This is a genomic window from Achromobacter sp. HZ01, assembly GCF_003267925.1.
Taxonomy (GTDB): domain Bacteria; phylum Pseudomonadota; class Gammaproteobacteria; order Burkholderiales; family Burkholderiaceae_B; genus Achromobacter; species Achromobacter pulmonis_A.
The window spans coordinates 64,138-89,185 of the sequence record NZ_LWKV01000004.1 but is presented as its reverse complement, the minus strand read 5'-3'; the positions used below and the strand labels follow the sequence as shown (position 1 = coordinate 89,185).

21 protein-coding genes and 1 tRNA gene are annotated in these 25,048 nt (G+C 66.8%); 14 read left to right on the top strand and 8 right to left on the bottom strand.

The genetic code is table 11. The annotated features are described in order from the left end of the window. Positions 1-15 precede the first annotated feature (15 nt). Both A6B37_RS19980 and erpA read left to right on the top strand, forming a co-directional pair. Positions 16-762 carry a DUF6776 family protein gene (locus tag A6B37_RS19980; protein WP_102775799.1) on the top strand — a complete coding sequence of 249 codons (747 nt, stop codon included), beginning with the start codon at positions 16-18 and terminating at the stop codon, positions 760-762. A gap of 86 nt (positions 763-848) precedes the next feature. After that, the gene (gene erpA, locus A6B37_RS19975; RefSeq protein ID WP_102775800.1) at positions 849-1,220 is read left to right on the top strand and encodes an iron-sulfur cluster insertion protein ErpA; all 372 of its coding nucleotides are present in this window, start codon (positions 849-851) and stop codon (positions 1,218-1,220) included. Between the two features lie 240 nt (positions 1,221-1,460). Here the strand turns inward: erpA and A6B37_RS19970 are convergent, their stop codons facing one another. Further along, a complete protein-coding gene (locus A6B37_RS19970; protein ID WP_281492796.1) occupies positions 1,461-2,585 on the bottom strand; it encodes an anhydro-N-acetylmuramic acid kinase in 1,125 nt (374 codons plus the stop codon). Between the two features lie 73 nt (positions 2,586-2,658). Then, positions 2,659-4,068 carry a peptidoglycan DD-metalloendopeptidase family protein gene (locus A6B37_RS19965; RefSeq protein ID WP_102775802.1) on the bottom strand — a complete coding sequence of 470 codons (1,410 nt, stop codon included), beginning with the start codon at positions 4,066-4,068 and terminating at the stop codon, positions 2,659-2,661. 278 nt (positions 4,069-4,346) lie between these two features. Here A6B37_RS19965 and tyrS point away from each other — a divergent pair, with 278 nt between their 5' ends. The 4 genes from tyrS (at position 4,347) to nrdR (ending at position 8,476) form a co-directional block, all read left to right on the top strand. Next, positions 4,347-5,576: a tyrosine--tRNA ligase gene (tyrS, locus tag A6B37_RS19960; protein WP_111826726.1), complete on the top strand. Its 1,230-nt coding sequence runs from the start codon at positions 4,347-4,349 to the stop codon at positions 5,574-5,576. 74 nt (positions 5,577-5,650) lie between these two features. Then, entirely contained in the window at positions 5,651-6,307 is a 657-nt protein-coding gene (locus tag A6B37_RS19955; RefSeq protein WP_102775804.1) for a YbhB/YbcL family Raf kinase inhibitor-like protein, read from the top strand. Positions 6,308-6,573: 266 nt separating this feature from the next. Continuing rightward, the gene (gene glyA, locus A6B37_RS19950) at positions 6,574-7,824 is read left to right on the top strand and encodes a serine hydroxymethyltransferase (RefSeq protein ID WP_102775805.1); all 1,251 of its coding nucleotides are present in this window, start codon (positions 6,574-6,576) and stop codon (positions 7,822-7,824) included. 172 nt (positions 7,825-7,996) lie between these two features. Then, positions 7,997-8,476 carry a transcriptional regulator NrdR gene (gene nrdR, locus A6B37_RS19945; RefSeq protein WP_102775806.1) on the top strand — a complete coding sequence of 160 codons (480 nt, stop codon included), beginning with the start codon at positions 7,997-7,999 and terminating at the stop codon, positions 8,474-8,476. Between the two features lie 11 nt (positions 8,477-8,487). Here the strand turns inward: nrdR and A6B37_RS19940 are convergent, their stop codons facing one another. Next, positions 8,488-9,450, bottom strand: a complete 963-nt coding sequence (locus tag A6B37_RS19940) for a helix-turn-helix domain-containing protein (protein ID WP_102775807.1) — start codon at positions 9,448-9,450, stop codon at positions 8,488-8,490. A 9-nt stretch (positions 9,451-9,459) separates the two neighbouring features. Then, positions 9,460-10,023: an isochorismatase family protein gene (locus tag A6B37_RS19935; protein ID WP_102775808.1), complete on the bottom strand. Its 564-nt coding sequence runs from the start codon at positions 10,021-10,023 to the stop codon at positions 9,460-9,462. Between the two features lie 192 nt (positions 10,024-10,215). Between A6B37_RS19935 and ribD the strand changes: the two genes are divergently transcribed. From ribD to A6B37_RS19910, 5 genes are all read left to right on the top strand, one after another. Next, a complete protein-coding gene (gene ribD, locus A6B37_RS19930) occupies positions 10,216-11,331 on the top strand; it encodes a bifunctional diaminohydroxyphosphoribosylaminopyrimidine deaminase/5-amino-6-(5-phosphoribosylamino)uracil reductase RibD (RefSeq protein WP_102775883.1) in 1,116 nt (371 codons plus the stop codon). A gap of 743 nt (positions 11,332-12,074) precedes the next feature. Then, positions 12,075-14,000 carry a PrkA family serine protein kinase gene (locus tag A6B37_RS19925; RefSeq protein WP_111826725.1) on the top strand — a complete coding sequence of 642 codons (1,926 nt, stop codon included), beginning with the start codon at positions 12,075-12,077 and terminating at the stop codon, positions 13,998-14,000. 12 nt (positions 14,001-14,012) lie between these two features. Then, positions 14,013-15,272 (top strand): YeaH/YhbH family protein, encoded by a 1,260-nt coding sequence (locus A6B37_RS19920; protein WP_102775810.1) that lies wholly within the window; start codon positions 14,013-14,015, stop codon positions 15,270-15,272. Beyond that, a complete protein-coding gene (locus A6B37_RS19915) occupies positions 15,269-16,822 on the top strand; it encodes a SpoVR family protein (protein WP_102775811.1) in 1,554 nt (517 codons plus the stop codon). Before A6B37_RS19920 ends, A6B37_RS19915 begins: the two co-directional genes overlap by 4 nt. 136 nt (positions 16,823-16,958) lie before the next feature. Further along, a tRNA-Ser gene (locus A6B37_RS19910) sits at positions 16,959-17,049 on the top strand. A gap of 231 nt (positions 17,050-17,280) precedes the next feature. Here the strand turns inward: A6B37_RS19910 and A6B37_RS19905 are convergent. The 3 genes from A6B37_RS19905 to A6B37_RS19895 all read right to left on the bottom strand — a co-directional run bounded on the left by A6B37_RS19905 (position 17,281) and on the right by A6B37_RS19895 (position 21,646). Next, positions 17,281-19,185, bottom strand: a complete 1,905-nt coding sequence (locus tag A6B37_RS19905) for a PhoX family phosphatase (protein ID WP_111826724.1) — start codon at positions 19,183-19,185, stop codon at positions 17,281-17,283. Positions 19,186-19,349: 164 nt separating this feature from the next. Next, positions 19,350-20,639: a hypothetical protein gene (locus A6B37_RS19900; RefSeq protein ID WP_111826723.1), complete on the bottom strand. Its 1,290-nt coding sequence runs from the start codon at positions 20,637-20,639 to the stop codon at positions 19,350-19,352. A gap of 20 nt (positions 20,640-20,659) precedes the next feature. Next, on the bottom strand, positions 20,660-21,646 hold the full coding sequence (locus A6B37_RS19895) for a tripartite tricarboxylate transporter substrate binding protein (protein WP_111826722.1): 987 nt from the start codon (positions 21,644-21,646) through the stop codon (positions 20,660-20,662). A gap of 137 nt (positions 21,647-21,783) precedes the next feature. On the opposite strand from A6B37_RS19895, the gene A6B37_RS19890 reads away from it, so the two are divergent. Continuing rightward, entirely contained in the window at positions 21,784-22,695 is a 912-nt protein-coding gene (locus tag A6B37_RS19890; RefSeq protein WP_102775817.1) for a LysR substrate-binding domain-containing protein, read from the top strand. A gap of 5 nt (positions 22,696-22,700) precedes the next feature. On the opposite strand, the gene A6B37_RS19885 is transcribed toward A6B37_RS19890, so the two are convergent. After that, complete coding sequence (locus A6B37_RS19885) at positions 22,701-22,931, bottom strand: hypothetical protein (RefSeq protein ID WP_102775818.1); 231 nt, start codon at positions 22,929-22,931, stop codon at positions 22,701-22,703. Between the two features lie 187 nt (positions 22,932-23,118). Here A6B37_RS19885 and A6B37_RS19880 point away from each other — a divergent pair, with 187 nt between their 5' ends. Next, complete coding sequence (locus A6B37_RS19880) at positions 23,119-24,051, top strand: hypothetical protein (RefSeq protein WP_111826721.1); 933 nt, start codon at positions 23,119-23,121, stop codon at positions 24,049-24,051. A gap of 82 nt (positions 24,052-24,133) precedes the next feature. Beyond that, entirely contained in the window at positions 24,134-25,018 is an 885-nt protein-coding gene (gene nadC / locus A6B37_RS19875) for a carboxylating nicotinate-nucleotide diphosphorylase (RefSeq protein WP_111826720.1), read from the top strand. Positions 25,019-25,048 lie beyond the last annotated feature (30 nt).

Sequence of the window (25,048 nt, the reverse complement as noted above, 5' to 3'; positions counted from 1 at the left end):
GGGCCGCCGTCCTTCATGCCTCCAGACCCCAACGCAACGCCCCAGACCCGCCCGGCCGGCGGGCTGCTGCGCGTGTTCGCGGGCCTGCTGGCGGGCGTGCTGCTGGGCGGCTCCGCGGGCTATTTCTACGCCCGCCAGCTCTACCGGCCGCAGGACGCGGTCGTCATCAGCGCCCGCCAGGCCGAGGCCCAGGAAGAGTCCATGCGCCAGCAGGCCACGCAGCTGCGCTACGTCCAGGGGCAGCTCGACGCCGCCGACGGCGAACTGGTCATCGAGCGCGCCGCGCGCCAGGAACTCGAAACCGAGCTGCGCGCCGTCCAGGCCGAAGTCGGCCGGGTGCGCGACCAGCTGGCGTTCTATGAGCAGCTGCTGCCGCCGGGCCCCGAAGGCGCCGTCGACATCCGCGGCGTGCAGATCGACCGCGGCGGCGGCGGCCTGCGCTACAAGGTCCTGCTCATGCGCAGCGGCCGCAATGGCGGTACGCCGTTCGCCGGGGCCTTGCGGTTCCAGGCCACCGGCACCCTCCAGGGCGAGACGGTCACCGTCGAGCTGGCCCCGCTGCAGGTAAAGGCCGAATCCGGCCCGGTGACCAATACCGGCGAAAGCACCGCCGCGGCCTCGCTGGCCCTGCAGTTCGACCAGTACCAGCGCAGCCAGGGCGTGCTGGCGCTGCCAGAGGGCTTTGTCCCCGAAAGCGTGACCGTCAGCGTGCTGGAAGGCGAAACCGTGCGCGCGTCGCGCAACGTCAAGCTGGAACTTTGAGTCTGCGCAAAGCGTGCGCTATAGTGACAACATACGGGCGGCGAGGCCGCTCACCGAAATATGGCCGAACCGGCCAGGAGTGAACCATGAATGCAGTGACCGAAACCGTCGACCTGCAGGCCGCCCCGCCTGCTCCCTTGCTCTTTACCGACTCGGCCGCGGCCAAAGTGAAGGATCTGTTGGCCGAAGAGGGCAATCCCGAGCTCAAGCTGCGCGTATTCGTGCAGGGCGGCGGCTGTTCGGGCTTCCAGTACGGCTTCACCTTCGATGAAGTCGTCAACGAAGACGACACCGTGCTGGACAAGGCCGGCGTGCAGCTGCTGGTCGATCCGATGAGCTTCCAGTACCTGGTCGGCGCCGAAATCGACTACAAGGAAGACCTGGAAGGCGCGCAGTTCGTCATCCGCAATCCCAACGCCAGCACCACCTGCGGCTGCGGTTCCTCGTTCTCGGTGTAAACCGCCGGTTCCGAGTCGCCAAGAAAAGCCCTTCGGCATGCCGAAGGGCTTTTTTGCGTGTGAGGGGTGTGATGGGTTTCGCGCGTTCGAGGTTCTCTTTCTTGCCTATGGTTTCTCGCGCTACACCCATCCTACGGTAGGCGCGTAGGATGGGTGTAGCGCGAGATATTTTGAACAAGAACGAGAACCTCGAACGCGCGAAACCCATCAGCCAGCCCACAGCCCCCCTTTCCATCCCGCCTAAGCCGGATAAAGCCCCCCCAGAATACGCTCCCCCCGCGCTCCCGTGACCGCGGGCATGCCCGCCGGCCGCCGCTCCAGGAACGCCTGCGCCAGCCACGCAAACGCCAGGGCCTCGACTTCCTGCGCCGGCACGCCCAGCGCGTCGGTGGCCTGCACCGGCCGCTGCAGGCAGTACGCCAGCTCGCGCATCAGCCCCGGATTGCGCGCGCCGCCGCCGCAGACGTACACCTCCTGGGTGCCGGGCGCGGCCGCGTCGATGGCGTTGGCCACGCTGCGCGCCGTCAGCCGCTCCAGCGTGGCCTGCACGTCCTGCGGCGCCGGGCTGGGGCCGTCGTAGGCCGCCAGCCGGCTGTCCAGCCATTGCATGTTGAACAGGTCGCGGCCGGTGGACTTGGGCGGCGGCAGGGCGAACCAGGGCTCGCCGGCGATCAGCTGTTCCAGCAGCGGCGCCAGCACCCGGCCGGTGGCGGCCCAGCGGCCGTCGGCGTCGAACGGCGCGCCCAGGTGGCGCTGGCACCAGCCGTCGAGCAGCACGTTGGCCGGACCGGTGTCGAAGCCGCGCGGGGGCTGGCCGGGCGCGAGCAGCGTCACGTTGGCGATGCCGCCCAGGTTGAGCACGGCGCGGCCGTGGGCGGCGCCGAAGACGGCCGCGTGAAAGGGGGGCACCAGCGGCGCGCCCTGGCCGCCGGCGGCCACGTCGCGGCTGCGGAAGTCGGCCACCACGTCGATGCCGGTCAGTTCGGCCAGCAGGGCGGGCGCGTTGAGCTGCACGGTATAGCCGCGGTCGGGGCGGTGCCGCACCGTCTGGCCGTGGGCGCCGATGGCCGCCACGTCCTGCGCCGCCACCGCGGCGTCCTGCAGCAGCGCGGCCACGGCCTGGGCATACAGGCGGGCCAGCGCATTGGCGGCCAGCGCGCCACGCGCCAGTTCGTCCTCGCCGGGCTGGTTCAGCGCCAGCAGTTCCTGGCGCAGGCCGGCCGGCATGGGCAGGCTGGCGCTGGCCAGCACCTGGGGCGGCTGCCCGCCGCCCAGGCGCGCCAGCACGCCGTCGACGCCGTCGACGCTGGTGCCCGACATCAAGCCGATGTAGAGCCTGGAATCCTTGGAGACTCGGGAAGTCACGGGATGGCCTCTCGCAATAAAAAAAGCGGCCGCGCAGTGATCGTGCGGGGCCGCCTTCGGGGTGACGTCTTGCCTAGCGGCTGGCCACGTTGGTCAGCGCGTCGGGCAGGGTCTGCTGGAACTGGGTCAGCAGCTGGATCTGCTGCTTGTACGGGGCCACGGCCTGGTTGAACGCGCGCACTTCGGCGGGTTCCAGGCTGCGCGCCACGGGCAGGTCCACGGCCAGCGGGTCGACCGGCTGGTTGGCCACGCGGAACTCGTAGTGCAGGTGCGGGCCGGTGGCCCAGCCGGTGGAGCCGACGTAGCCCAGCAGCTGGCCTTGCGAGATCTTCGCGCCCTTGGTGATGCCCTGGGCGATGCGGCTCTGGTGCGCGTACAGCGTCGAGTACTTGCCGTGGTGCTTGACGATGACCACGTTGCCGTAGCCGTTCTGCCAGCCGGCGAATTCGACCGTGCCGTCGGCGGTGGAGTGGATCGGGGTGCCGGACGGCGCCGCGTAGTCCACGCCCTTGTGTCCCGTCCAGGTCTTGTGGATGGGGTGCATGCGCATGCCGAAGGTGGAGCTGATGCGGCTGAACTTCAGCGCGGTGCGCAGGAAGGCGCCGCGCAGGCTGGTGCCGTCGAAGTCGTAGTACGAGCCGCTCTTGTCGTCGGGGCTGAACCAGACGGCGCTGTAGGTCTTGCCGCCGTTGATGAATTCCAGCGCCAGCACGCGGCCGGCGCCGGCGTAGCGCCCGTCGTGCGAGCGCACTTCGTAGACCACGCGGAACTGGTCGCCCTGGCGCAGGTCGCGCAGGAAGTCGATCTTGGCGCTGAGGATGTCGGCCATCTGCATGGTGACCGAATCCGGGATGCCGGCCTCGTCGGTGGCGCCGAACAGCGAGGAGCGGATCGTGCCCACGGCCACGCGGGTCTGGCGCTCGGTGTTTTCGGTGACTTCCTCGGCCTTGTAGCTGTCGCCCGACGGCGCCACGTGCAGCAGGCGCGTGACGATCTGGCCGTCGGCCTCGTTGCCGGGGGTGTGGATATAGCGCAGCCAGAGCAGCTTGCCGTCTTCGTCGGTCGCGGCCTGCACGGAGCGGCCGGGGTACAGCTTGTAGATGCTGCGGGCGCTGGCGTCGTGGGTCAGGAAGGCCTGCAGGTTGGGCGCGTCCAGGTCCAGGCGCTGCAGCACGGCCGACAGCGTGTCGCCCGGGCGGATGCGGGTCTCGCTGATGTAGGGCGCGGCGCTGGGGGCGCTGACTTCGACCTGCTCGGCGCTTAGCGGCAGGACGCTGCGGATGATGCGCGACGGGGGGAGTTCGGTGCGGTCGGGTTGCTGCACCATGCCGAGGGCGGCGGCGCCGGCAAACAGGCCGAGTGCGGTGACGAGAAGAGTGCGACGGAAAAGTCCCGAGCGGTGCGGCTTGGGTTCTACGGGCGCAAACAGGGCAGCAACTTTGCGCTTGATGCTACTCGCCAGTTCGTGGAGGCCACGAGTCATCGTGAAGTTACCCTCTCAGGTGGCAGGAGCTCGCAGGGTGCGTATGCGGACATACCCTCGCGCGCCACGGTTTCCGGGGCAAGGGCAGGCGCGAGGCGCATCTTGTGAACAACGGGTGAGTGAAACGGAAAAAACCGGGGTAAAGCGGCCGCAACTGCGTATAGCTGGCAATTGCGTATGATTAGGGCGGTATCCTAGCCGATTCGGCTAGAATTTTCGATAGTTTTCGTCACTTTTTACACCTTTTTGTCGGCCAAAGCCGCGTCAGTCCCCCTGCCATGTCATCCTCAGAAGCCCCCATCACTCCCGAAGTCGAAGCCGATCTGCGTATAGCCCAGCGTGGCTGCGACGAACTCCTGGTCGAATCCGAGTTCGTCCGCAAGCTGGCCCGCAGCCGCGCCACCGGCGTGCCGCTGCGCATCAAGCTGGGGCTGGACCCCACCGCGCCCGACATCCACCTGGGCCACACGGTGGTGCTGAACAAGATGCGCCAGCTGCAGGACATGGGGCACAACGTCATCTTCCTGATCGGCGATTTCACCTCGACCATCGGCGATCCCAGCGGCCGCAACAACACCCGCCCGCCGCTGACCCGCGAGCAGATCGAGGCCAACGCCCAGACCTATTACGCCCAGGCCAGCCTGGTGCTGGACCCGGCGCGCACCGAGATCCGCTACAACTCCGAGTGGTGCGATCCGCTGGGCGCGCGCGGCATGATCCAGCTGGCCTCGCGCTACACCGTGGCGCGCATGATGGAGCGCGAGGACTTCACCAAGCGCTTCAAGAACGGCGTGCCGATCTCGGTGCACGAATTCCTGTATCCGCTGATGCAGGGCTATGACTCGGTGGCGCTGAAGTCCGATCTGGAGCTGGGGGGCACCGATCAGAAGTTCAACCTGCTGGTCGGCCGCGAGCTGCAAAAGGAATATGGCCAGGAGCCCCAGTGCATCCTGACGATGCCGCTGCTGGTGGGCACCGACGGCGTCGAGAAGATGTCCAAGTCCAAGGGCAACTACATCGGCATTTCGGAGTCGCCCGACTCCATGTTCGGCAAGCTCATGTCGATTTCCGACACGCTGATGTGGCGCTACTTCGAGCTGCTGTCGTTCCTGTCGCTGGACGCGATCGCCGCGCTCAAGCAGGAAATCGACGGCGGGCGCAACCCGCGCGACGCCAAGGTCATGCTGGCCCAGGAAATCATCACGCGCTTCCACTCGGCCAAGGCCGCCGAAGCGGCGCTGGCCACGTTCGAGGCCCGCTTCCGCGACGGCGCCATTCCCGACGACATCCCCGAAGTGAACATCGGCGGCGCGCCGGTGGGCATACTCAAGCTGCTGCGCGAAGCCGGCCTGGTGGCGTCCGGCTCGGAGGCGCAGCGCAACGTGGAGCAGGGCGGCGTGCGCGTCAACGGCGACCGCGTGGAAGACAAATCGTTGCAATTGCCCGCGGGGTCTTACGTGGTCCAGGTGGGCAAGCGCAAGTTCGCGCGTGTTAATTTGAAGCCGTGACAATCAGGATTTGATACCCTGTGAGCGTACGGGCAGGGGCTGTGGGGCCTTTGCGGCAAATCTAGGAGCACGACATGGAACTCTCGAGTTTGTCCTTTTCCGATCACGAGTCGATTCCGGAGCGCTACGCTTTCGGCAAGATCGATGCGCAATCGCACGTCGCGCTGGCAGACAACTACAACCCGCAGTTTTCCTGGGACGACGTCCCGGCGGGTACGCAGTCGTTCGCCCTGATCTGCCACGATCCCGACGTCCCCTCCAGTCCCGACGACGTCAACCAGGAAGGCCGCGAAGTGCCGGCCGACCTGCCGCGCGTGGACTTCTTCCACTGGGTGCTGGTGGACCTGGCCGCCGACATGCGCGAAATCGACGAAGGGGCCTTCTCCAACGGCATCACGCCGCGCGGCAAGGGCGGCCCGCTGGCGCCCATGGACACGCGCCAGGGCATCAACTCGTATTCCTCGTGGTTCGCCAATGACCACGACATGAGCGGGGATTATTTCGGCTATGACGGCCCGTGCCCGCCCTGGAACGACGCGCTGGTGCACCGCTACGTGTTCACCCTGTACGCGCTGGACGTGCCGACCCTGAACCTGCAGGGTTCGTTCACCGGCGAGGACGCGCTGCGCGCCATGCAGAACCACGTGCTGGCCAAGGCCTCGCTGACCGGCACCTACACGCTCAACCCCAGGCTTGCGCCCAAGCAGATCGGCGCCACCTCGGCCTCCTGAGGCCGCACCGCCGGAAAGGGGCCGCTTTATGCGGCCCTTTTTTTCTTGCCGGCTTGCATGAAAGTTCCTCAAGCCGGCTTGAGGCGTTTTGCCGTACGCGCCGCGATGCCGTGGTTTTCGCGCCCGTCGCGGCATTTTTGCCCGGGTTGCGCGCATTTTGGCGGCAATTTGCCCGGCCCGACGCGGTAAACTATCCGCCATTGTCCGGGTTTACCCCGTCCGACGCCGTTTTCCTCTCTTTCTTACCGTCTCAGGAACCCCCCGTCATGTTTGACCGCAACCTCACCCTGTCCAAGGCTGACCCGGACGTTTGGGCCGCCATCCAGAAGGAAGACGTGCGCCAGGAGCAGCACATCGAGCTGATCGCTTCGGAAAACTACGCCAGCCCGGCCGTCATGGAAGCCCAGGGCACGCAGTTCACGAACAAGTACGCCGAAGGCTACCCGGGCAAGCGCTACTACGGCGGTTGCGAGTACGTGGACGTGGTCGAACAGCTGGCCATCGACCGCCTGAAGCAGATCTTCGGCGCCGAAGCCGCCAACGTGCAGCCCAACTCGGGCTCGCAGGCCAACCAGGGCGTGTACATGGCCGTCCTCAAGCCGGGCGACACCGTGCTGGGCATGAGCCTGGCCGAAGGCGGCCACCTGACCCACGGCGCTTCCGTCAACGCCTCGGGCAAGCTGTACAACTTCATCTCGTACGGCCTGGACGAAAACGAAGTCCTGAACTACGCCCAGGTCGAGCAGCTGGCCAAGGAGCACAAGCCCAAGCTGATCGTCGCCGGCGCCTCGGCCTACGCCCTGCACATCGATTTCGAGCGCATGGCCCGCATCGCCCACGACAACGGTGCGCTGTTCATGGTCGACATCGCCCACTACGCCGGCCTGGTCGCCGGCGGCGTCTACCCCAACCCGGTGCCGCACGCCGACTTCGTCACCTCGACCACGCACAAGTCGCTGCGCGGCCCGCGCGGCGGCGTCATCATGATGAAGGCCGAGTACGAAAAGATCATCAACTCGGCGATCTTCCCCGGCATCCAGGGCGGCCCGCTGATGCACGTCATCGCCGGCAAGGCCGTGGCCTTCAAGGAAGCGCTGGAACCCGAGTTCAAGACCTACGCCGAGCAGGTCGTCAAGAACGCCAAGGTCCTGGCCGACACGCTGGTCAAGCGCGGCCTGCGCATCGTTTCCGGCCGCACCGAAAGCCACGTGATGCTGGTGGACCTGCGCTCCAAGGGCATCACCGGCAAGGAAGCCGAAGCCGTGCTGGGCCAGGCCCACATCACGGTCAACAAGAACGCCATCCCGAACGACCCGGAAAAGCCCTTCGTGACCAGCGGCATCCGCCTGGGCACGCCGGCCATGACCACCCGCGGCTTCAAGGAAGCGGAAGCCGAGCTGACCGCCAACCTGATCGCCGACGTGCTGGACAACCCGCGCGACGAGGCCAACATCGCCGCCGTGCGCGCCCGCGTCAATGAACTGACCGCGCGCCTGCCGGTCTACGGCAAGAAGTAAGCCCGCCTGCGGGCCGCGCGCCCGCACTGGCCTGGCTAAGGGACGGTCCGCAAGGCGCCGTCCCTTCGCTTTTTTTGCGGGCCCCGGCCTTGCGGCCTGGCCTGTATGGATGGCTGCGGGTCGCCGTTACAATATGCTTAACTATTGCCTCCAGCGCCTTTAGGGATCACACATGCGGTGTCCATTTTGCGGCAATGCCGAAACGCAGGTCGTCGACAGCCGGGTCTCCGAAGAGGGCGACGCCATCCGGCGTCGCCGCCGCTGCCTGTCCTGCGACAAGCGGTTCACCACGTATGAACGGGTGGAGCTCGCCATGCCTTCGGTCGTCAAGCGCAACGGCAGCCGCAGCGATTACGATCCCGGCAAGCTGCGCGCCAGCCTGAGCCTGGCGCTGCGCAAGCGGCCGGTCAGCACCGAAGACGTGGACGCCGCGGTCGCCCGCATCGAAGAGCAGCTGCTGGCCAGCGGGCTGCGCGAGGTGCCCACCGAGCAGATCGGCGAACTGGTCATGAACGAGCTGCGCAAGCTCGACAAGGTGGCCTACGTGCGCTTCGCCTCGGTCTACAAGAGCTTCGAGGACATCGGCGAATTCGTCGAGGCCATCCGCGAGATGCAGGGCCCGCTGCTGCCGGGCAAGCTGCGCAAGGACTAAGCCCCGTCCCGTCAGTGTTCGGCCGCCGCGCGCGCCAGGCTGGGCGTGAGCGGCTGGAACTTGCGCCAGACCCGCCGCATGTGCTGGGCCGAGCCAAAACCCGATTTTTCGGCCACGCGCTCCAGGTCCAGCCGGGTGTCGCGCAGCAGGTCGCGCGCCAGCGCCACGCGTATCTGGTAGAGATAGTCCATCGGCGTGCAGCCCGCGTGCTCGCGGAACAGGCGGGTCAGATGGCGCGCGCTGGTATGCGCGTGGTCGGCCAGCGATTGCGCCGACCACGGCGCGGCCGGATCGCGGATCACGGCGTCCTGCACCCGGTGCACGCCCGGATGCAGGTGGCTGCGGTGGTCCAGCCAGGGCGACAGCGCCGAATCGGTGCCGGCGCGCCGCTGGTAGACCACCATGTCGCGCGCCACCTCGCTGGCCACCCGCGGCCCGCAATGGCGCGACACCATGTGCAGCGCCAGGTCGATGCCGGCGGTAATGCCGGCGCTGCTGACCAGTTTGCCGTCCTCGACGAAGATGCGGTTGTCGTGCAGCCGCGCGCTCGGGTCTATGGCCGCCAGCTGCTGCAGGCAGCTGTGGTGCGTGGTGCATTCGCGCTGCCGCGTCAGTCCGGCGCGGGCCGCGAACAGCGCGCCCGCGCACACGGTCATCAGCGTGAAGCCGTCGGCCGGGTGGCGCTGCGCGAGCCACTCGATGATGGCGCGGGCCTGCGGCTCGTCCAGGCGCGTGGGCTGGCCCACCACGCCCGATACGATGACCAGCGCGTGCGCCGGCAAGGCTGCTGGCAGCGGCTTGACCTGGGCCAGGTGCAGGCCGGGCAGGCCGCTCTCGACCTCGCGCGACGGGCCGCAGAAATGCAGTTCGAACGCGCCGGGGCAGAGTTTGTTGGCCACGCGGAACGCTTCGGCCGGGCCGGCCACGTCCAGCAGGACGACGCCTTGCGACAGCACGAAATACACCGGCACCATGCGCGGCTCCTAGCCCGCCAGCGCGTCGGCGGCCCGCGCGATGCGGGCGAAGCGCCCCTGCAGCACCAGTTCGGTGCGGTCGCGGATCTCGGCCGGCGTGTAGTTCTTGCCGGACGGACTCTGCATGGCGAAGGTCAGCGTGGCGTCGGTCGGGAATACGACCTTGAAACCGGCGTCGCTGGCGTGGCGGGCCGTGGTTTCGCAGCACTGCTCGGTGCGGATGCCGCAGACGATGACGCCCTCGATGCCGTGCTCGCGCAGCCAGTCGTGCAGGCTGGCGCCGTCGGCGTCGACCGCGTAGAGCGAGGAATGCACGGTCTTGTGGAACACGGCGGAGGGGGCGAGGTGCAGCTCCTTCAGCGTGCGCACGTGGCCGGAAGCCAGCGAGAACGGGTTGGCCGGGTCGTTGGCGGCGCTGGTGTGGAACACCTGCAGCACCGGCATGTCGCGGGCGACGGCGGCGTCGATCAGGGACTGGATCTGCCCGAGGAACGCCGGATATTCCGTTTCGTCCCAAAACGGACGCAGCCGGAAAGATTCTTGTACGTCGATGACGATCAGCGCTTGTTTCATGGACCGGCTCCAGGCAGTGGAATAAAAAGGGGTGTAGCGACAGTTTTACTGCAATCCCGGCCCCGCCGGCGCGCCGCGAAAGACGCCTATCGGCCCAAAACGGACATTCACTGCCGGCCCCGTCGCAGGCGGCCGGCGCGGCATACAATCCTGGGCATGATGACCCCGAGCGACCCCGACGACGTTTTCTGGATGCGACGCGCGCTGGACCTGGCGCGCACCGTCATGTACTCCACCGCGCCCAACCCCCGGGTCGGCTGCGTGATCGTGCGCGACGGGCGCGTGCTGGGCGAAGGCGCGACCCAGCCCCCCGGCGGTCCCCATGCCGAAGTCTGCGCCCTGCGCGACGCGCAGGCGCGCGGCGAGTCGGTGGCCGGCGCCACGCTGTACGTGACGCTGGAACCCTGCAGCCATTACGGCCGCACGCCGCCCTGCGTGGACGCGGTGCTGGCGGCGCGTCCGGCGCGCGTGGTGGTGGCGCTGGGCGATCCGAATCCGCTGGTCAACGGGCAGGGCCTGGCGCGGCTGCGCGAGGCCGGCATTGCGGTCACCACCGGCGTGTGCCGGGAAGAAGCGCTGGCGGTCAACGCGGGCTTTATTTCCCGCATGAGCCGCGGGCTGCCCTGGGTGTGGATGAAAATGGCGGCCTCGCTGGACGGCCGCAGCGCCCTGCATAACGGCGTATCGCAATGGATCACCGGCGCGGACGCCCGCGCCGACGGCCATCGCTGGCGCGCGCGCAGCTGCGTGGTGCTGACCGGCATGGGCACCGTGCTGAAGGACGACCCGCAGCTGAACGTGCGCGGCGTGGATACGCCGCGCCAGCCGCGCAAGGCGGTGGTCGACGGCCGCTTCGAGATCCCCGAGCACGCCAGGCTTTTCGACGGCGCCGAAGTCATCGTCTTCACCGCCCGCGAGGACGCGGCCAAGGCCGCGCGGCTGCATGCCATGAACGCGCGCGTCGTGCCGCTGCCCGGCGCGACGCCGGACCGGGTGGATCTGCCGGCGATGATGCGTTGGCTGGCGGCCGAGCAGATCAACGAAGTGCACGTGGAGGCCGGCGCCGGCCTGAGCGGCGCGCTGGTCGCGGCAGACTGCGTCGACGAACTGCTGCTGTACATGGCGCCGGTGCTGCTGGGCGATGCCGCCGGCATGGTGCGGCTGCCGATGCTGGAGCACCTGGAAGCCGCCCGTCGCTACGAATTCATCGACGCCGAACGGGTGGGCGCGGACCTGCGCGTGCGCGCCCGGGTCGCCGAAACGTGGCGCCAGCTCATGCAGCGCGTGGAATTGCCCGCGCTGTCCTGAGGCGCATAAACCGCACTGGCGCAAGGGCTGCTAGCACTCGGCATGTGCGGCTGCCAGCCGCGCAACGCCGCGCGCGCGATGCGATGACGCCAAATTCGCGAGCTTTTATCCGCATGTTTCGTGCCGCCGATGCGCGCCGCCGCGCATGCCAAGATACGGACTATTTTGGGCATTGCGCAAAATGAATTGCCACAAAACCTTCAATTGGCTATAGCATAGGCACATGACTAGGCGATACGTCCTGAAGGCTTAAACCGTTCAGTGCCACATGCCCTCGTCACCACGGATTCCCGTGCCGCGTTATCGGCGCTTTTTCACGACCGGAGCGGCACGCTGCTGAACGAAGACGCCACGCGCCGTTCAGACCGTCCGCTGCCATCGCATAGCGGGCGCATCGGGTTTGGCCCGAATCATAAGAATCCTCGGGATATCGCTCTTCCCTTCAAATCATTGCCGAGCATTTCATTGCAGGCGCGCTTATCGTGCGCGCATACGGCGATATGCTGACAGCGAATGAGCGAACATTCTTCACGTAAGTTGCAATCCCTGACGGAACTTGTGTCCGAAGGGTGCAGCCTAAACGGAAAGGGCCTGATCGTGCTCATGGTTGATGTGTGGCGAAAGCAACATACCTTCCGGCCAACAATGCATATCGCGAGATTGTCTAGTAATGCGCGAGCGCTGAGGCACAATGGGGACACGTAGGGACGTATTGGATTTTTCGCGTGTTGTAGGAGGTTTCCGTGCAAAACATCGTCGAAGGCTTCAAGTCGCAGTATGCAAAAGAGCAGGAATCAGAACTCTCCCTCGAGGAGTACCTGAATCTCGCGAAACGCGATCCCATGGCGTACGCCAGTCCCGCTGAGCGCATGCTGGCCGCGATCGGCGAACCCGAGATCGTGGATACGCGTAACGACCCACGTCTTTCCCGTTTGTTTTCCAACCGGACCATCCGGCGCTATCCGGCGTTCCAGGAGTTCTACGGCATGGAGGACGTGATCGGGCAGATCGTTGCGTTCTTCAAGCACGCGGCCCAGGGACTGGAGGAGCGCAAGCAAATCCTGTATCTGCTGGGGCCCGTGGGCGGCGGCAAGTCGTCCATCGCGGAGCGGCTCAAGGCCTTGATGGAGACCTATCCCATCTATGCCTTGAAGGGCTCGCCGGTCAACGAATCGCCGCTGGGCCTGTTCCATCCGGAACGGTTCGGCGACATGCTGGAAAAGGAATACGGCATTCCGCGCCGCTACCTGACCGGCATCATGTCGCCGTGGGCCGTCAAGCGCCTGAAGGAATACGACGGCGACATCTCGCAGTTCCGCGTGGTGCGCCTGAATCCGTCGGTGCTGCGCCAGACCGCCATCGCCAAGACCGAGCCGGGCGACGAGAACAACCAGGACATCTCCTCGCTGGTCGGCAAGGTCGACATCCGCAAGCTCGACCGCCATTCGCAGGACGACCCGGACGCCTATAGCTATTCTGGCGGCCTGTGCCTGGCCAACCAGGGCCTGCTCGAGTTCGTGGAGATGTTCAAGGCCCCGATCAAGATGCTGCACCCCTTGCTCACGGCCACCCAGGAAGGCAACTTCAAGGGCACCGAAGGCTTCTCCGCGATCCCGTTCAACGGCATGATCCTGGCCCACTCGAACGAATCGGAATGGCAGACCTTCCGCAACAACAAGCACAACGAGGCGTTCCTCGACCGTATCTACATCGTCAAGGTGCCGTACTGCCTGCAGGTGTCGGAAGAGGTCCGCATCTACGAGAAGCTGCTGCAGCACAGTTCGCTGTACTCGGCGCCGTGCGCCCCGGGAACGCTGGACATGATGGCGCAGTTCTCGGTGCTGACGCGCCTGAAGGAACCCGAGAACTCCAGCATCTACTCGAAGCTGCGCGTCTATGACGGCGAAAGCCTGAAGGACGTGGACCCGAAGGCCAAGGCCTTGCAGGAATACAAGGACTACGCGGGCACCGACGAAGGCATGGCCGGCGTCTCCACGCGTTTCGCCTACAAGATCCTGTCCAGCGTCTTCAACTACGACCAGACCGAAGTGGCCGCCAACCCGGTGCACCTGATGTACGTGCTGGAGCAGCGCATCGGCCGCGAGGACTATCCCGACGAAATCCGCCGGCGCTACCTTGAATTCATCAAGGGTTACCTGGCGCCGCGCTATGCGGAATTCATCGGCAAGGAGATCCAGACCGCCTACCTGGAGTCGTACTCCGAGTACGGCCAGAACATCTTCGACCGCTACGTGACCTTCGCCGACTGCTGGATCCAGGACGAGGAATTCCGCGACCCGGAAACCGGCGAAAGCTTCGACCGCAGCGCGCTCAACGACGAACTGGAAAAGATCGAAAAGCCGGCGGGCATCGCCAACCCCAAGGACTTCCGCAACGAGATCGTCAACTTCGTGCTGCGGGCGCGCGCCAACAACAACGGCCGCAACCCCACCTGGACCAGCTATGAAAAGCTGCGCGAAGTGATCGAGAAGAAGATGTTCTCGAACACCGAAGACCTGCTGCCGGTGATTTCGTTCAACGCCAAGGCCTCGGCCGAGGACAAGTCGAAACACCAGAGCTTCGTCGATCGCATGGTGGAAAAGGGCTACACGGAAAAGCAGGTCAGGCTGCTGTGCGAGTGGTATCTCCGTGTGAGGAAGTCCTCCTGAGCGAGGTGAATCATGAATTCACTGATCGATCGCCGTCTCAACGGGCGCAATAAAAGCGCCGTCAACCGGGAGCGTTTTCTCCGGCGCTACAAGGACCAGATCCGCAAGGCGGTGCACGGGATGATCCGCGACCGCTCGATCCAGGACATGGACCAGGGCGGTGAAATCAACCTGCCCGCCCGCGACATCTCCGAGCCGACCTTCCGGCACGGCACGGGCGGCGACCGCGAGATCGTGCACCCCGGCAACCGCGAGTTCGCCAAGGGCGACACCTTCGACCGGCCGCAGGGCGGGCAGGGCGAGGGCGGCTCCGAGCCGGGCGAAGGCGAATCGGTGGACCAGTTCACCTTCAGCCTGTCGCGGGCCGAGTTCCTCAACCTGTTCTTCGAGGACCTGGAGCTGCCCCACATGGCGCGCACGCAGCTGGGCGAGGTCAGCCAGAAGAAGTGGCAGCGCGCGGGCTACACCACCACCGGCTCGCCCAGCATGCTGAGCATCAGCCGCACGCTCAAGTCCTCGCTGGCGCGGCGCGTCGCGCTCGGCGTGAAGGCCCGCGCCGACCTCGAGGACGCCGAAGAACGCCTGGCCAAGGCGCGCGAGGCGGGCGCCTCCGCCGCCGAAATCCAGGTGCTCGAACAGGAAGTCGAGGACTGTCGCGAGCGCCTGGCGCGCGTGCCGTTCCTCGACGACCTGGACCTGCGCTACCGCAACCGGGTGTCGGTCGCCATCCCCATGGCGCGCGCCGTCATGTTCTGCCTGATGGACGTGTCGGGCTCCATGGACGAAGGCAAGAAAGACCTGGCCAAGCGCTTCTTCTCGCTGCTCTACCTGTTCCTGTCGCGCAAGTACGAGCACGTGGACCTGGTTTTCATCCGCCACACCGACAACGCCGAGGAAGTGGACGAGCAGACCTTTTTCTACGACCCCAAGAGCGGCGGCACCATCGTGCTGTCCGCGCTGGAGCTGATGCGCGACATCCTCGAAAAGCGCTATCCGCCGGGGTCCTGGAACGTCTATGCGGCGCAGGCCAGCGACGGCGACTCGTTCGGCGCCGACGCGGGCAAGAGCGCGCGCTTTTTGGCCGAGCACCTGCTGCCGGCCACCCGTTACTTCGCCTACATCGAAGTGCCCGACTCGCAGGAGGCGCGCAAGAGCAGCCTGTGGGCCGAATACGAACAGAAACTGGAGCCGCATTTCGTGATGCGGCGCATCTGCGAACGCAGCGAAATCTTTCCTGTGTTCCATGATCTGTTCAAGAAGGAGACCGCATGAACACCCACGTCGGAGCACTCGTGGAGCCGGAGACCGCCGGCGGCGCCCGGCCGATCTCCCAAGGTTCCGAATGGACGTTCGAACTGATCCAGTCCTATGACGAGGCGATCTCCAAGGTCGCCGCCGAATACGGCCTGGACACCTATCCGAACCAGATCGAGGTGATCACCTCGGAGCAGATGCTGGACGCCTATGCCTCGGCCGGTCTGCCCATCGGCTATCCGCACTGGTCATACGGCAAGGAGTTCATCCGCAACGAGCAGTTCTACCGTCGCGGCATGCAGGGCCTGGCCTACGAGATCGTCATCAACTCCAACCCCTGCATCTCGTACCTCATGGAAGAGAACTCCATGACGATGCAGGCGCTGGTGATCGCGCACGCCTGCTACGGGCACAACTCCTTCTTCAAGGGCAACTACCTGTTCCGCCAGTGGACCGACGCCGACGGCGTGCTGGATTACCTCGTCTTCGCCCGCAAGTACGTGATGTCCTGCGAGGACCGCTACGGCATCGACGCCGTGGAGGCGGTGCTGGACTCGTGCCACGCGCTCTCGCACCACGGCGTGGACCGCTACAAGCGTCCCACCCCGATCTCCTACAAGGAAGAGGCCGCGCGCCAGGCCGAGCGCGCCGAGCACGCCCGCCTGCAGTACAACGACCTCTGGCGCACCCTGCCGCGGCTCGAGGACGAAAAGGACACCCGCGTCGAGGCCTCTGTGTTCCCGCCCGAGCCCGAGGAGAACCTGCTGTACTTCATCGAGAAGTACTCGCCCAAGCTCGCGCCCTGGCAGAAGGAACTGGTGCGCATCGTGCGCAAGATCGCCCAGTACTTCTACCCGCAGACCCAGACCAAGGTCATGAACGAGGGCTGGGCCACGTTCTGGCACTACACCATCCTCAACCGGCTGCATGAAAAAGGCCTGGTCAACGACGGCTTCATGATGGAGTTCCTGCAAAGCCACACCAATGTCGTCAGCCAGCGCGGCTTCGACGAACGCGGCTACGGCGGCATCAACCCGTACGCGCTGGGCTTCGCCATGATGTCGGACATCCGCCGCATCTGCGAAGCGCCCACGCCCGAAGACCGCCAGTGGTTCCCGGACATCGCCGGCGGCGACTGGCTGAAGACGCTGGACTTCGCCATGCGCAACTTCAAGGACGAGTCCTTCATCTCCCAGTACCTGTCGCCGCGCCTGATCCGCGAGTTCCGCTTCTTCGCCATCTCCGACCACCAGGCCAACCCCAAGCTCGAAGTCGCCGCCATCCACGACGACGAAGGCTACCGCGACATCCGCCGCCTGCTCGCCGCGCAGCACAACCGCGACAACCAGGTGCCGGACATCCAGGTGGTGCGCTTCAACCGCGACTCCGACCGCTCCCTGGTCCTGCGCCACCTCAAGACCCGCGGCCGCCCGCTGGCCGGCGAGGACGCCGAACAGGTCATGAAGCACCTGGCGCGCCTGTGGGGCTTTCGCGTGCGCCTGGAAGAGACCGAGACCGACGGCACCGTCAGCTCCTACCGCGAACAGGACCCGCCCGCCGCCACATAGAGGCCGAAGCGCAACGAGGGGGGGCGCTACGGCGTCCCCCATTTTTGCAGCCCTTGCCGCGCCCGCGCGCAATCTGCTAGAATCGCGGATTCGCATTTTTCGCAGCGGCGAATGCCGCCCGCGCAAGACGCAGATAGGACAGGTGGCCGAGTGGTTGAAGGCGCACGCCTGGAAAGCGTGTATACGTGAATAGCGTATCGGGGGTTCGAATCCCCCTCTGTCCGCCAGGAATTCATAAAAGCCCCTGATCTCATCGAGATCAGGGGCTTTTTGTTTGCATCCGCCGATCGATGGGTTACGCGCGACAGGCAGCGGTTATCCTGCGACGGGGGTGCCGCGCTGCACCCATCCTACGGCATCGGTTCGTAGGATGGGTGCAGCGCTAGCATCCTTAAGCAAGAACCCGAATAGTCAACGCGCGAAACCCATCAGGCGGGGCCTCAGCCGCCATCCGGGACTCAGGCGCCGACCGGCTTGCCGTCGGTGCGGCGCACGACGATCGTGGCCGAGCGGGCGTCGCCGCCGCCGGCGCGCAGCGTGTTCCAGCTGGCGTTGGGGTGCTGGATGTTGATGAAGAACGTCGTCAGGTCGGGCGTGTAGGCGATGCCGGTGATTTCGCAGCCCAGCGGGCCGACCAGGAAGCGCTTGGATTCGCCGGTCTGCTGGTCGATGTAGTACATCGAGTTGTTGCCGAAGAAATCGGTGGTCGACGTGCCGGTGCCGGCGTCGGTCTGCACCCACAGGCGGCCCTTGGGGTCGACGCGGATGCCGTCCGGGCTGGAGAAGGTGTCGCCGTTGACGTTGCCGGTCAGGTTGGGCGCCGCGCCGTCGGCGGGGTCGCGGCCGGCCAGCAGCAGCAGGTCCCATTCGAAGGTCGTCGCCAGCGGCGAATCGCCGCGCTCGTGCCAGCGGATGATCTGGCCGTGCGAGTTGTTCACGCGCGGGTTGGCGGCGCTGGTGCGCTGGCGGCGGCTGTTGTTGGTCAGCGTGCAGTACACGGTCTTGTCCACGCCGACCGTGATCCACTCGGGGCGGTCCATCAGCGTGGCGCCAGCCACGCGGGCGGCGGCCTGGGTCTTGACCAGCACGTCGGCCTGCGTGTTGAAGTCGACCAGCGTGCCGGTGATGACGGTGCCGCTGGCGACCTGGGTGAAGTTGCCCGGATCGGTGGCGCCGGTCGTGAGGTTGTTCTTGCCCACGGTCAGCTCGACCCAGTTGCCGCTGCCGTCGTCGTTGAAGCGCGCGGCGTACAGCGTGCCTTCGTCGAGCAGGTTCATGTTGTTGGCGCGGTTGGCCGGGTCGTAGGGCTTGCTGGGCACGAACTTGTAGATGCAGCCGGGCGTGGTGTCGTCGCCCATGTAGAACGCGACGCGGTTGTTCTCGTCCAGCATGTAGGCCGTGTTCTCGTGGCTGAAGCGGCCCATGGCGGTGCGCTTGACGGCGGTCGAACCGGGATTCTGCGGATCGATTTCCACCACCCAGCCATAGCCTTCGTCGGCCGGCTGGCCGGCGTCGCCGGACTTGTAGTGGTAGTTGTTCAGCGTTTCTTCACAGGTCAGGTACGTGCCCCACGGCGTGTTGCCGCTGGAGCAGTTGTTCAGGGTGCCGACGACGGTGGCGCCGACCACCGATTTGGCCGGGCCGCTGACGTTGTAGACCGTGTTGCCGGTGTAGCGCTTGTTGTAGCGCGAGTCGGTCTTGACCGACCACTTGCCGTCGGCGGCGCGGGCGATTTCGACGACGGATACGCCGACGTTCGACAGCCGGGTCTTCAGGCCTTCGACGCTCTGGTCCAGGGTGGCGTCGTCGAGGGCTTCGTGGTTCACCACCAGCAGGCCGCCCTGGTTGGGGTCCACGCCTTCGAGCGGGTAGAAGTGCATGCCATCGTGCTGACCGCCGGACTGGGTTTCGGTGGCGGGGTAGGACTGCGGAATGCCGGTGTAGCCGACCGAACCGATCACGCACTTGTCGCCGGCCGAGTACAGCACCTCGGCCACGTAGCCTTCGGGCACCGTGACGGTGTCGGCGACGATCTTGTCTTCCAGGGGCTTGAACGTGACGGAGTAGTCGGGGCCTGCCGGCTCCGGTTCCGGCGTAGGGGTGGGCGTGGTGCCTTCGCCGGTGTCGCCGCCGCCGTCGCCGCCGTTGGAGGGCGCGTCGTCGTCATCGTCATCGCCGCCACAGGCCGTCAGCAGCGAGGAGGCGCCGAATACCGACAGCATCGACAGGCCGAAGCTGTTCTTCAACAATGTGCGGCGTTCCGGGTTCGCGGCGACGATGTCTTCCAGCATCTGGCCCGGAACCGTGACTTCTCCCTGGGCTTCACGGTGGGGGGCGCGCAGTTTGTCGGTCAAGTAGGACATTCCAACCTCAATAGAGTAGCGAACAATTCGCTAAGTTATTTGTCAGGATTGCGGCAGCGAGGTTAGAAGCTGCGCATGACACCGGGGTGACGGATGGATGAATTCCAGATGCCGCGTTCACATTCTGGCGGGAGGCTCGGCCCGCGAGTAGCGGGCCGGTGGGATTACATCGTTTGGAGAGACTGGCCGACGATGGGAGCGACGTCCAGCACGTACATCTGGCGTTCGCCTTCATGCACGGAGTCGATGCAGACCTGGGTGCCGTCGCGGCTCCAGCGGGGATGCAGGTCGCAGCGGTTTTCCTTGGACAGCGCGGGATCGGCGTAGAAGCTGCCCAGGGCGTGGCGCTGGCCGCTGTGCATGTCGTAGAGGAACAGCACGCGCTCGTGGGTGCGCGAGTCGGGATAGGTGTCGCTGAGCAGCCAGCGCGGGTTCACCGGCGAGAAGGTCATGTGGCCGTTCTCGGTCAGCACGCCGTCGCCCACGACCTCGACGCGGCCGTCGGGCGCGTCCTCGTAGAGATGGTAGTGGATGCTGTCGGCGTGCGGGCCCCAGACGATGATGCTGCGGTCGTCGCGCCACAGCGGATGCGAGATCTGGTATTCGGACTTTTCGTAGTCGAAGGTGCCGACCGCGGTGGGGTCGAAGTCGTCGGCCAGTTGCGGTAGCGGATGGTCGGAGCATTCCAGCAGGCGCATGTCGCTGCCGTCGGCGTTCATGGTGATCAGCCGGTGCAGAAAGCAGGTCTCGTCCTCGACGCGTTCGGTCCAGCGGTGCAGGAACAGGATGCGGGTGGAGGACGGGTTGACCTCGATGTGGCTGACCCAGTGGATGGCGCGCGCCATCGAATCGCGCGGATGGAAGTTGCGCAGGTCGGCGTAGCTGACCAGCAGCCGGTGCTCGCCGCTGTCCAGGTCGAGGCGGCGGATGCCGTCGTCGGCCGGCGCGTTGGCGACCGGGCCGGGCGCGTGTTCGCTGTAGCCGATGGTCTGGTGCGTGATGTAGAGGCGGCGGTAGTCCACGCAAAGCGCGTAGCGGCTGTCGGGCGCGGCCACGTAGATGGGCAGCGGCAGGATGCGCGTCTGGCCGGTGGCCAGGTTGTGGATGGCCGAGCGGAAGCCGGGATACACACCGCTGTCGTCGCCGCTGCGGCAGTTGTAGATCAGCTGCGGTTCGGCCAGGCCGTCTAGCCATTGCAGCTGGCAGCCCATCTGCCAGTTCCATGCCGTGGTGGTCCCCACGGCATGGTAGCGGTCGCCGTCATGCAGGTCGAAGTAGCCCACTTCGGCGCTCAGTTCGGGCGTGAGCCGGGCGTCCTTGAAGGCGGTGCGATTGGCCAGCAGATAGCGGCCGTCTCGGTGCCAGACGGTTTTGTTGTAGTAGCCGAAGAAATGGTGGTGCGGCGTGGCGCCCAGGCGGCGGCAGGCGGTGGACGTGGCAAGCATGCGGTTCATGAGAATCAAGGGTGCGGCGCTCAGCCGGCGGTGATGTGTTCGGTTTCGATGACTTTGTTCCAGCGGGCGCGCTCGCGTTCGACGAACTCGCGCGCTTCGGCCGGGCTGTTGCCCACCGGCGTCATGCCCAGGCGTTCCAGGCCGGCGCGGAAGGCCGGGTCGGCGTAGACGCGGCGCAGGTCCGCGCTGATTTTTTCGATGAGGGCGTCGGGCACGTCCTTGCTGGCGGCCAGCGTGGTCCACGAGGTCACCGTCAGGCCGGGCAGGCCGGCTTCGGCGGCCGTGGGCACGTCGGGCAGGGCGGGCGAGCGCGTCGCGCCCGTGATGGCCAGGGCCTTGAGCTTCTTGGCCTCGATATAGCCGATGGTGGTGGGCACGTTCTCGAAGAGCAGCTGGATCTGGCCGCCCAGCAGGTCATTGGTGGCGGCGGAGCTGCCGCGGTACGGAATGTGCACGATGGGCGCCTGCGCGGCCATTTTGTAGAGTTCGCCGACCATGTGCACCGACGAGCCCACGCCCGCCGAACCGAAGTGCAGCGTCTCCGGCTGGGCGCGCGCCAGCGCGGTCAGTTCGGCCAGGGTATTGGCCTGCAGCGAGGGGTTGGCCACCACCACGTGCGGCATTTCGGCCACGACGGTGATGAGCTTCAGGTCCTGCGCCGGGCGGTAGTTGAGGCTTTTGTAGACGCCGTAGGTGGCGTGCAGGCCGATGGAGCCCAGCAGCAGGGTGTAGCCGTCCGGGCCGGAGTCGGCCACGAACTTGCCGCCGATGTGCCCGCCGGCGCCGGGCCGGTTCTCCACCACCACGGACCGTCCATAGAGCTTGCCCAGGTGCTCGGCCAGCAGCCGGCCCTGGATGTCGGAGCTGCCGCCCGCGGTGAACGGCACGATGATGCGGATCGGGTGGTCGGGATAGTTGGCCTGGGCCTGCGCGGCCAGCGGCGCGGCGGCGGCGGTGGCCAGGCACAGTGTTTGAACGAGCTTGCGCCAGTAGCGGCTGGGATTCATGGGGCTTCCCCTGGAAAGTTGGGATCGCGGGCGCGTCTGCCGGCGCCCTGGGAAGCCCAGTGTAGGAGGCTGCATGTATTTGAAAAAATTCTTTTTTACGCATAGGCTATGCAGAATTGCCATACTCTATGCCGCCCATGAGCCGACCGCTGAATTTCCGCCAGATCGAAGCCTTCCACGCGGTGATGCTGGCCGGCACCACCACCGGCGCGGCGCAGATGCTGCGCACCACGCAGCCGTCCATCAGCCGCCTGCTGGGCCAGGTGCAGCAGGCCAGCGGCCTGAAGCTGTTCGACATGGAGCGCGGCCGCCTGCGGCCCACGCGCGAGGCCAAGGACCTGTTCGATACGGTCAAGCGCCATTTCGTGGGCCTGGAACGCATCGAGGACCGCCTGGCCGCCATGCGGCGCAGCGGCAGCGGCGTGCTGCGGCTGGCCTGCACGCCGGCGCTGGGCCTGGGCGTGCTGCCCGGCGCGGTCGAGGCGTTCGCGCAGCGCTATCCCGAGGTCCACATCAATATGCAGACCATGGGCAGCCAGTACCTGCGCGAGGGGCTGCTGCACGGCACTTACGACGTGGTGGTGACGGCGGCGCCGCTGGACGGCGCGCTGCTGGACCTGCACGTGCTGCACGAGAGCGAGGCGGTCTGCGTGATGCGCCCGGACCACGCGCTGGCCGCGCAGGACGGCATCGACATCCTGGACCTGAACGCGCGCCGGCTGCTGGTGCTGAACGCGGACGACGACGTCTACCTGCAGTTGCGCGGCGCGATGCAGGCCCACCGCGTGCAGCCGGCCTCGGAGATCGAGACCACGTATTCCTCGACCATCTGCGCGCTGGCGGCCGCCGGCCACGGGCTGGGCGTGGTCAACCCGTACATTGCGGCGGTGTTCGCCGACCGGCTGGCGATACGTCCGTTCACGCCGCGCCTGCCGGTCCGCGTGTGCATGGCCTATCCGGCGCAGACGGCGGTATCGACGGTGACCGAGGCGTTCGTCGAGATCCTGGCGCAGCGCTTTCGCGACCCGGGTATCATCTCGCCATCCTGACGGGCTCAGCCCTTGCGCTGTTCGTACGAGGTGTCGAGCAGGTCGTCCTCGGGCGTGATGATGCCGGGCTCGCCGGGCTCCACGATGGCGCGTCCGCGCCGCGGCATGCCGGCGACCAGCGGGTTGCGTTCGTCGGGCATGGGCATGATTTCGGTGCCTTTGCGCGGATCGGCGGGGACCGGTTTCTCGGCTTCGGCGGGTTTGGCGAGGTTGGGATCTGGGGCAGTTTTCAACATGATGATTGCTCCGCTTGCGGGCGCCCCGGGATGGCGGCGCGCCTGATTCCACATCCATCTTAGGCCCGCGCGGCGCCGCCGTGGCGCGTCAGGCTGTCACGTTTGCAAGGGGCTGTTGCAGCGCCCGAACCTTATAATTTGCCGCGCCGCCCGGACACCGGGCTTCACTCTTTTCCACACGCCTACTTTGACCGAATCCGCCGAACGCTCCCTTCATGCAGAACTCGTCGCCGTGCTGGTCGCCGTCACCAACGGCGAGCCGCGGGTGCTGACGACCGAGGATGCGCGCGCGTTGCCGGCCGGGCCGTTCGAACTGTCGCACCGTTCGCTGCAGGCCGGCCTGCGCGCCTGGGTCGAAGCGCAGACCCATCATCCGCTGGGCTATGTGGAGCAGCTCTATACCTTCGCCGACGGCGACCGTTCCGACGAATCGGGCGCGCGCGTCATGTCGGTGAGCTACCTGGGCCTGACGCGCGAGGCCGGCGAGACCGGCGTGGCGCAGGTGGGCTGGCAGGACTGGTATCGCTATTTTCCGTGGGAGGACCGGCGCGCCGGCACGCCCGCGCTGGTCGAGGAACTGATCGTGCCGCGGCTGGCCGCCTGGTGCGAGGACAGCGCCGACGCGGCCCTGCGCAAGCGCCGCCGCCAGCGCGCGGCGGTCACCTTCGGGCTGGATGGCGCGTCCTGGAACGAAGACATGGTGCTGCAGCGCTACGAACTGCTGTTCGAGGCCGGGCTGGTGCCCGAGGCGGCGCGGCGCGGCCGCGGCAGCGGCGCCGTGGTGCCGGGCGAGCCCATGCGCCACGATCACCGCCGCATCCTGGCCACCGGCATCGCGCGGCTGCGCGCCAAGATCAAGTACCGGCCGGTGGTGTTCGAACTGATGCCCGAACAGTTCACCCTGTTGCAGCTGCAGCTGGCGGTGGAGGCCCTGGCCGGACGCGGCCTGCACAAGCAGAATTTCCGCCGCCTGATCGAGCAGCAGGCGCTGGTCGAGGAAACCGGCGAGATGGCCACCGGCACGGCAGGGCGGCCCGCCAAGCTGTTCCGCTTCCGGCGCGACGTGCTGATCGAACGCGCCATCGCCGGCAGCAAACTGCCGCTGTCGCGCGCGCTCTGAGGCTTGACACGGTTTATGCTCGGTCTTAGCATAAGTGTTGCGCAATCGTTGCGCGCCTTTTTTTACTCTCAAAATACTCAAAATGAGCATTAAAGCCGCAGCCTCATCGACCGTCTCCCGACTGGCCGTTCCCCCCTTGCCGGAAGTCATGCTGGAGCCGCTGGTGCGCGCGGCGCTGCTCGAAGACCTGGGCCGGGCGGGCGACCTGACCACCGACGCCATCGTGCCGGCCGACGCCATCGCCGAGACCCGGCTGGTGGCGCGCCAGGACGGCGTGCTGGCCGGGCTGGACCTGGCGCGCCTGGCGTTTCGCGCGATGGACCCGGGCATCGAATTCGCGGTGTCCCAGCGCGACGGCGCGGACCTGCGGCCCGGCACGGAAATCGCGCGCATCCGCGGCAACGCCCGCGCCATGCTGAGCGCCGAGCGCGTGGCGCTGAATTTTCTTTGCCACCTGAGCGGCGTGGCCAGCGCCACGGCCTCGATCGCGCGCGCCATCGCGGGCTACGGCGCGCGCGTGACCTGCACGCGCAAGACCATGCCGGGCCTGCGCGCGGTGCAGAAGTACGCGGTGCGCGTGGGCGGCGGCAGCAACCATCGCCACGGCCTGGACGACGCGGTGCTGATCAAGGACAACCACATCGCCCTGGCCGGGGGCGTCGCCATCGCGGTCGAGCGCGCCCGCGCCGGCGTCGGCCACATGGTGAAGATCGAGCTGGAAGTGGACACGCTGGAGCAGCTGGAAGTGGCGCTTTCGCTGGGCGTGGACGTGGTGCTGCTGGACAACATGAGCCTGGACGACCTGCGCCGCGCCGTCGCCATGGCGCGCGGCCGCGCCATCACCGAGGCCTCGGGCCGCATCACGCCCGAAACCGCGGCGGCGGTGGCCGCCACCGGCGTGGACCAGATCGCCGTGGGCTGGATCACGCACAGCGCCAAGGTGCTGGACATCGGCCTGGACGCCTGAGCCTCGCAATCAACCGGTCCGCAAGATGAA